Source organism: Roseomonas rosulenta, from assembly GCF_016106005.1.
GTDB lineage: Bacteria > Pseudomonadota > Alphaproteobacteria > Acetobacterales > Acetobacteraceae > Neoroseomonas > Neoroseomonas rosulenta.
The window spans coordinates 1-7,734 of the sequence record NZ_JACADR010000219.1 but is presented as its reverse complement, the minus strand read 5'-3'; the positions used below and the strand labels follow the sequence as shown (position 1 = coordinate 7,734).

Sequence of the window (7,734 nt, the reverse complement as noted above, 5' to 3'; positions counted from 1 at the left end):
CGCGCTGCCGCCTGCGATGGACGCCGCCCCGCCACCCCCGCCGCCGGCCGAATTGCTGGCCCCGGGCGCCGCGCCGCCACCGCCCCCCCCGGCCGAGCTGCTCGCCCCGCTGGGCCGCTGACGCGCGCGGCGATACACAGCGCGCGGGGCTTGCTCTATAGGTCGCGGCCCTTGCACCACGGACCATGGCCATGACCGAGGACTTCCATCGCATCCGCCGCCTGCCCCCCTATGTCTTCGCCGAGGTGAACGCGGCGAAGGCCAAGGCGCGCGCGGCGGCGGAGGACATCGTCGACCTCGGCATGGGCAACCCGGACAGCCCGACCCCGCCGCACATCGTCGCCAAGCTGATCGAGGCGGTGCAGGACCCGCGCACGCACCGCTATTCGATGTCGAAGGGCATCCCGGGGCTGCGGAAGGCGCTGGCCGGCTACTATGACCGCCGCTTCGGCGTGAAGCTCGACCCCGAGACCGAGGTCGTCGCGACGCTCGGGTCGAAGGAGGGGCTCGCCAACCTGGCGCAGGCCATCGCCAGCCCGGGCGACACGATCCTGGTGCCGAACCCGTCCTATCCCATCCACCAGTTCGGCTTCATCATCGCCGGGGCCTCGGTACGCTCCATACCGTACACGCCCAACGACGACATGCTGGCGGCGATCGACCGCGCGGTACGCCATTCGGTGCCGAAGCCGACCGCGGTGATCGTGAACTTCCCCTCGAACCCGACCGCGCTGGTCGCGGGCATCGAGTTCTACCGCGAGCTGGTCGCGCTGTGCCGCAGGCACGAGCTCTTCATCCTCTCCGACCTCGCCTATGCCGAGCTGTATTTCGGCGACACGCCGCCGCCCTCGGTGCTGGAAGTGCCGGGGGCGAAGGACATCACGGTGGAATTCACCTCCATGTCCAAGACCTACAACATGCCGGGCTGGCGGATGGGCTTCGCGGCGGGCAATCCACGGCTGATCGCGGCCCTCGCGCGGGTGAAGTCCTACCTCGACTACGGGGCCTTCACGCCGATCCAGGTGGCGGCCACCGCCGCGCTGAACGGCCCGCAGGACTGCATCGAGGAGATGCGCGTCCTCTACAAGGATCGCCGGGAGGTGCTGGTGAAGGGCCTGCGCGCGGCCGGCTGGGACGTCCCGGCGCCGGACGCGTCGATGTTCCTCTGGGCGCCGATCCCCGAACGCTTCCGCCATCTGGGTTCGGTCGGCTTCTCGAAGCTGCTGCTCGAGAAGGCGAAGGTCGCCGTCGCCCCGGGCCTCGGCTTCGGGGAGCACGGCGACGAGCACGTGCGCATCGCGCTGGTGGAGAACAACCACCGCATCCGCCAGGCGCTGCGCGGCATCAAGACCTTCCTGTCGGGCGACAATGCCGCGCCGGCGGAAGCCCAGCAGGAAGCGATCAGCGCATGAGCCGACCTGTCTCCGTCGCGGTCGCCGGCCTGGGCACCGTCGCCGCCGGTGTCGTCAACCTGCTGCGGGCCAATGCGGACATCATCGCCGCGCGCGCCGGCCGGCCGATCGCGGTCACCGCCGTCTCGGCGCGCGACCGCACGCGCGACCGCGGCGTGCCGGTGGCCGGGCTGCGCTGGTACGACGACCCCGTGGCACTCGCCGCCGACCCGCAGGTCGAGGTGGTGGTGGAGTGCATCGGCGGCTCGGACGGTCCGGCCAAGGCCCTCGTCGAGGCCGCGCTGGCCGCGGGCAAGCATGTGGTGACCGCCAACAAGGCGCTGCTCGCGGTGCATGGCGCCGCCCTTGCCACCACGGCCGAGGCGAAGGGCGTGGCGCTGGCCTTCGAGGCGGCGGTCGCCGGCGGCATCCCGGCGATCAAGGCGGTGCGCGAGGGCCTGGCGGCGAACCGCATCTCGCGCGTCGCCGGCATCCTGAACGGGACCTGCAACTACATCCTGACCACGATGCGCGAGCAGAAGCGCGAATTCGCCGAGGTGCTGGCCGAGGCGCAGAAGCTCGGCTACGCGGAAGCGGACCCGTCCTTCGACATCGACGGCATCGACGCGGCGCACAAGCTCGCAATCCTGGCCGCGCTCGCCTTCGGCCGGCCGGTCGATTTCGGCGCCGTGCATGTGGAGGGCATCCGCGAGGTCAGCGCGCTCGACATCGCGCTGGCCGAGGAACTCGGCTACCGAATCAAGTTGCTGGGCATTGCGCGGCGGGAGGAAGGCGGCATCTCGACGCGCGTGCATCCCTGCATGGTGCCGGTGGGCGCACCCATCGCGCGCGTCGATGGCGTGTTCAACGCCGTGGTGGCGGAAGGCGACTTCGTCGGGCGCATCATGATGGAAGGCCGCGGCGCAGGCGGCGGGCCGACCGCCTCGGCGGTCGTGGCGGACCTGATCGACATCGCCCGCGGGCGCTTCACCCCGGTCTGGGGCGCGGAATCCGGGGCGCTGAAGCCGGAGCCCTCCCTGCCGATGGACCGTCACACCGGCGCCTACTACCTGCGCCTGATGGTGGTGGACCGGCCGGGCGTGATCGCCGACGTGACCGGCGTGCTGCGCGACAATGCGATCAGCCTGGAATCCATGCTCCAGCGCGGCCGCGCGCCGGGCGAGGCGGTGCCGGTGGTGCTGACCACGCATGAGACCAGCGAGGCCTCGGTGCGCGCGGCCCTGGCGCGCATCGCCGCGCTGGATGCCGTGGTGGAGAAGCCGGCGCTGATCCGGATCGAGGCGCTGTGAGACACGCCGCGGCCGCGCTGCTGGCCGCGGCGCTGCTGGCCACCCCCGCCGCCGCGCAGGACCCGGCCGGCACCTGGCGCGGCGACTACATCTGCGGCCAGGGCAACACCGCCCTCGCGCTCACCATCGAGGCGCGCAAGGAGGGCGGCCTGTCCGCCCTGTTCCACTTCGAGGCCGCAGCCGACAACCCCGGCGTGCCGACCGGCTGCTTCGAGATGCAGGGGCGGTTCACGCCCACGACCGGGGCGATGGTGCTCGGTCCGCTGCACTGGCTGCGCCGGCCGGCGAACTACGTCATGATCGGGCTGGATGGGCAGCTCTCGGCCGATGGTGCCGAGATCCAGGGCCTGGTGCAGGGGCCGGGTTGTTCCTTCTTCCGGGTGCATCGCGCGCCCCACGCGCCTTCCGCCGACGCCTGCCGGGCCGGGGCGCCGCTGCTCTCGCTGCGCTGACGCGCGGCGCGATTCCGGCTATGGGCTGTGAAGCGGGCGCGGGGATGCCGCGGCCGCACCCGATTCGGAGGAAGCACCCATGACCGAGAGCGCCGACGTCTCCAGTCTGCTCGTTGACCGGAACCTCGCCCTCGAACTGGTGCGGGTGACCGAGGCCGCGGCCCTCGCCGCGTCCCGCTGGATCGGGCGCGGCGACAAGAACGCCGCCGATGGTGCCGCCGTGGAAGCCATGCGCCGCGCCTTCGACACCGTCGCCATCACCGGCACCGTGGTGATCGGCGAGGGCGAGATGGACGAGGCGCCGATGCTCTACATCGGCGAGAAGGTCGGCCTCTTTGCCAAGACCGGCGAGGGGCCGGAGGTCGACATCGCGGTCGATCCGCTGGAGGGCACCTCCATCACCGCCAAGGGCGGGCCGAATGCCATCGCGACCGTGGCCCTGGCCGAGAAGGGCGGCTTCCTGCACGCGCCCGACATCTACATGGACAAGATCGCGGTCGGCCCCGGCCTGCCCGAGGGCGTGGTGCACCTCGATGCCTCGCCGGCGGAGAATCTGCGCGAGCTGGCCAGGGCCAAGGGCTGCGAGGTCAGCGACCTCATGGTCTGCACGCTGGACCGCGACCGCCACAAGGACCTGATCAAGGCCTGCCGCGCCGCCGGCGCGCGCATCACGCTGATCGGCGATGGCGACGTGGCCGGCGTGATCAACGTGAGCCAGCGCGAGGCCGGCATCGACATCTACATGGGATCGGGCGGCGCGCCCGAGGGCGTGCTGGCGGCGGCCGCTCTGCGCTGCATCGGTGGCCAGATGCAGGGCCGCCTGATGTTCGAGGACGAGGACCAGGTGGCCCGCGCGAGATCCATGGGCATCACCGACCCCGGGCGCATCTACTCGGTCGAGGAGATGGCGCGCGGCAACGTGATGTTTGCCGCCACCGGCGTGACCGGCGGTGCCATGCTGCGCGGCGTGCGCCGCCATGCCGGCGGCGCCTATACCCACTCGATCGTGATGCGCTCGAAGTCCGGCACGGTGCGCTACGTCGAGGGGCACCACAACTTCGCGCGCAAGCCCAGCGCCTTCGTCGCCTGATGGAGGGGCAGGCGCCCGAGGCGCCCGTCCTGGGGGTCGCGCGCAGCGTGACCGGGCGCCGCTGGGTGTGGCGTCCGGCCGACCCGCGCACCGGGCTCGGCATCGCGCAGCGGCTCGGCCTGCCGGAAATGGTGGGGCGGCTGCTCGCCGCGCGCGGCATCGGGGTGGAACTCGCTGGCCATTACCTGGAGCCGACGCTCAAGGCGCTGATGCCGGACCCGTCCTCGCTGACCGACATGGACCTTGCGGCAGACCGGATCGCGGCCGCGGTGCGCAGCGGCGAGCACGTCGCGGTGTTCGGCGACTACGACGTCGATGGCGCCTGTTCCTGTGCGCTGATGTCGCGCTTCCTGCGCGACCTCGGCTGCGAGGTCACGCCCTATGTCCCCGACCGTCTGAAGGAGGGCTACGGGCCCAACGCGGCGGCGATTGCCGCGCTGTGCGAGCGCGGCGCCTCGCTCATCGTGTGCGTCGATTGCGGGATAGCCGCGGCCGAGGCGCTGGCGGCCGCCGAGGGCCGCGCCGACGTGGTGGTGCTCGACCACCACAAGGCGGAGGGCCCGCTGCCGCGCATCCTGGCCGCGGTGAATCCGAACCGGCTCGATTGCAGGTCCGGCCTGCACCATGTCTGCGCCGCGGCGGTGGCCTTCCTCGCGACGGCCGCCACCACGCGCGTGCTGCGCCGTGCCGGCTGGTTCGCGCGCCGGCCGGAGCCCGACCTGCTCGGGCTGCTCGACCTGGTGGCTTTGGCCACCGTCTGCGACGTCATGCCGCTCACGGGCTTCAACCGGGCGCTGGTGGCGCAGGGGCTGAAGGTGATGGGCAAGCGCGGCCGCGCGGGAATCGCCGCGCTACTGGAGGTCACCGGCGCGCGCGATGCGCCGACGGCCCACACGCTCGGCTTCCTGCTTGGGCCGCGGATCAATGCCTCGGGCCGGATCGGCGAGCCCGATCTCGGCCTGCGGCTGCTGCTCTGCGAGGACCCGGTCGAGGCCCGCGTGATCGCCGAGAAGCTCGATTCCGTGAACCGCCGCCGGCAGGAGGTGGAGGGCGAGGTGCTGGGCGCGGCGCATGCCATGGCCGAGCGCCAGGCCGCCGAGGGGCGCGCCGTGCTGCTGCTGGTGGGCGAGGGCTGGCACCCCGGCGTGGTTGGCATCGTCGCCGGGCGCATGAAGGAGCGCTTCAATCGCCCGGCTTGCGTCGCGGGGCAGGCGGATGGCATCGCGAAGGGGTCGGGCCGCTCCGTGCCCGGGGTGGACCTCGGCGCCGCGGTGATCGCTGCCCGCCAGGCGGGGCTTCTCGAGACCGGTGGCGGGCACGCGATGGCGGCCGGCTTCTCCTTTCGCGCCGGTCGGGACGCGGAGTTCCACGCCTTCCTCGAGGAACGGCTGCGCCATGCCGCGCTCTTGCCGAACGCTGCCGACCTGATGGTCGAGGGCACGCTGAACGTGATCGCCGCGCAGACCGGCCTGGCGCAGGAGGTCGCACGCCTTGCTCCCTTCGGTCCGGGCAACGAGGAACCGATCTTCGCCCTGCAACGCGCGCGCGTGGTGAAGGCGGACCGCGTCGGCAAGGATGGGGCGACGGTGCGCGCCATCGTGGAAGGCGAGGGCGGCGGGCGGCTCAAGACCATCTGCTTCCGTGCCAAGGACGGGCCTCTGGCGCAGGCGTTGCTGGCGGCCGATCGGGTGCCGCTGCACCTGTGCGGCCACCTGCGCGCGGAACAGTGGAACGGCGAGTCCACGCCGTCGCTGCAGGTTGTGGATGCGGCGGTGGCGTGAGGCTATTGACCAGGCGGCGCGCGGGCAGTAACCCCGCGCCCGAGCTTGTCCCGTTCGTCTAGAGGCCTAGGACACCAGCCTTTCACGTTGGCAGCACGGGTTCGAATCCCGTACGGGACGCCACTTCCAGTTCTTCCAACCATGCTCTTGGCCGGATCGCCTCGCCGTACGGCGCAGGTAGTCCGCGGTTTTCGTGGACCGGCTGGCCGACGCGAGGGCGGAACGCGGCCTGGAAAGACCTCTCTCCGGGCCGTTTCTCTCCAAGCCTGGCGACTTGGGCGATTGACCGGCCAAGCTCGACGCCATGGAAATCCTCATCTTCTTCCAGCGCGACGGCGGCAGAGTTGGCGCGGCGCACGCCCCACCAAGTGCAGCGACCACGAATACTCTCTGGCAGGTCTCGCGCCTTGCTCCGCACGGCGGACCGCACGACGATGGCGTGACCTGCGCACGAGGAGATCCGCGCCCTGTCCCCGCTGCCAGACATGTCCGGCCTCATCGCCTGGGCCCGCCGCGAGGAGTGGCGCGATGCCCTGGCCGAACGGATCGAACGCCATGCTGCCAAGGCCTGCGCCGGAGCGGGCGTCGAGGTGGCGGCGATCGAGGCCCTCCTCGGTGAGTATGGCGTCTCGACCGTCTGGGGCGCCGCGTTCGAAGATCTGCTCGCTGGGGAGCTGCCCGGCGGCCGCAACATCGCCGATGACTACCTCCGCCGTCGCGGCTGGAAGGAGAGCGCCGCGACGCGGGATTACATCGCCGGCCTGAGACGGTCGGTCATGAGCCTCTACGAGGTGAGCGAGCTGGTGCCTAGCGAATCCATGGTGCTGCGTGATCTGGTTCGCGGAGGCGATCCGGTGCGGGTCATGGAGAAGCGTGGCTCGCAGGGCTTGCGCCAGTGGGACCGCGTCGCCACGCGAGTGATTCCGCTGCGGCAGCATGCCGTCGCCAGCGGCACGCTGATGGTGTTCGACCACCGGACGAGCGACGCGCTGCTCGCCGCCATTCGCCGGGTGCGGAAGAAGGCACCAGATCAGGTCGCGGCCGCAACCCGCGAACTCGGGCTCGCGATGGATGGGGAGGCGATGGCCGCGGAGCTGACGCCCGAACTCCTCCTCGCGAAGGCATCCTTCATGTTTACGAGCTTCTGGCTCGACGCGGCCCTGAAGGCAGCGCAGGGCCGCGACCGTCCGGAAATGGTCAATGCTGACGGCGATCCGATCGCCTTCACCCTCCTGCATTTCCCGCTGCGGCCCGGTGTCACCGTGGAGCAGGTGCGCCGCGCCCTGGCGGGCGTGCCCGCGCTCCGGCAAGAGAATGCTGCTTCTGGAACTGGCTGGCCGAGCCCGGGACGAAGCCCAAAGCCGTGCCACGCCGCTCCGGAGCGCAGACCTTCATCTCCACGATGGACGATGGCGCGCTCGTGCTCGGCTCGGTCTCGCTGAAGGGGCGGCGGCTGACGCTCGAGGCGAATTCCGTCGCGCGGGCGGCACGCGGGAAGGCGTTGTTGGAGCCCGTGCTGGCCGGGCTGGTCGGGCCGTGTTTGGTCCCGGCATTTCATGGTGCGGGTTTGCGGTGAACCTATGGGAGAGCTCTGCGAAACCTGCGTGATCGGCTGATGAAGATGTGGCGGTGTCCTGGAAGCGGCCTTGGGGGTCGTTTTCGAGCCCGCCGGTCGTGCGGTGGGCGCACCTCTCCCGTCAGGCGAGTAGC

Annotated in this window: 6 protein-coding genes and 1 tRNA gene; all 7 read left to right on the top strand. The window is 71.5% G+C overall.

Annotation, left to right across the window (positions count from 1 at the left end; translation table 11 throughout):
- Window positions 1-191: 191 nt before the first annotated feature.
- The 7 genes from HW578_RS19995 to HW578_RS19965 all read left to right on the top strand — a co-directional run bounded on the left by HW578_RS19995 (window position 192) and on the right by HW578_RS19965 (window position 7,466).
- Entirely contained in the window at window positions 192-1,412 is a 1,221-nt protein-coding gene (locus HW578_RS19995; protein WP_198372478.1) for an LL-diaminopimelate aminotransferase, read from the top strand.
- Window positions 1,409-2,701, top strand: coding sequence for a homoserine dehydrogenase (locus HW578_RS19990; RefSeq protein ID WP_198372477.1), 1,293 nt, complete (start codon window positions 1,409-1,411; stop codon window positions 2,699-2,701). The genes HW578_RS19995 and HW578_RS19990 overlap by 4 nt, the downstream gene beginning before the upstream one ends.
- Entirely contained in the window at window positions 2,698-3,153 is a 456-nt protein-coding gene (locus tag HW578_RS19985) for a hypothetical protein (protein WP_198372476.1), read from the top strand. The genes HW578_RS19990 and HW578_RS19985 overlap by 4 nt, the downstream gene beginning before the upstream one ends.
- A gap of 79 nt (window positions 3,154-3,232) precedes the next feature.
- The gene (gene glpX / locus HW578_RS19980; RefSeq protein WP_198372475.1) at window positions 3,233-4,243 is read left to right on the top strand and encodes a class II fructose-bisphosphatase; all 1,011 of its coding nucleotides are present in this window, start codon (window positions 3,233-3,235) and stop codon (window positions 4,241-4,243) included.
- Entirely contained in the window at window positions 4,243-6,024 is a 1,782-nt protein-coding gene (gene recJ / locus HW578_RS19975; protein WP_198372474.1) for a single-stranded-DNA-specific exonuclease RecJ, read from the top strand. Before glpX ends, recJ begins: the two co-directional genes overlap by 1 nt.
- A gap of 47 nt (window positions 6,025-6,071) precedes the next feature.
- Window positions 6,072-6,147, top strand: a tRNA-Glu gene (locus HW578_RS19970).
- Window positions 6,148-6,509: 362 nt separating this feature from the next.
- Window positions 6,510-7,466, top strand: a complete 957-nt coding sequence (locus HW578_RS19965) for a hypothetical protein (protein ID WP_198372473.1) — start codon at window positions 6,510-6,512, stop codon at window positions 7,464-7,466.
- Window positions 7,467-7,734 lie beyond the last annotated feature (268 nt).

Coding starts and splice junctions, on each gene's coding strand:
- recJ (WP_198372474.1), top strand. CDS start 4,243: ATGGAGGGGCAGGCGCCCGAGGCGCCCGTCCTGGGGGTCGCGCGCAGC.
- HW578_RS19995 (WP_198372478.1), top strand. CDS start 192: ATGACCGAGGACTTCCATCGCATCCGCCGCCTGCCCCCCTATGTCTTC.
- glpX (WP_198372475.1), top strand. CDS start 3,233: ATGACCGAGAGCGCCGACGTCTCCAGTCTGCTCGTTGACCGGAACCTC.
- HW578_RS19965 (WP_198372473.1), top strand. CDS start 6,510: ATGTCCGGCCTCATCGCCTGGGCCCGCCGCGAGGAGTGGCGCGATGCC.
- HW578_RS19990 (WP_198372477.1), top strand. CDS start 1,409: ATGAGCCGACCTGTCTCCGTCGCGGTCGCCGGCCTGGGCACCGTCGCC.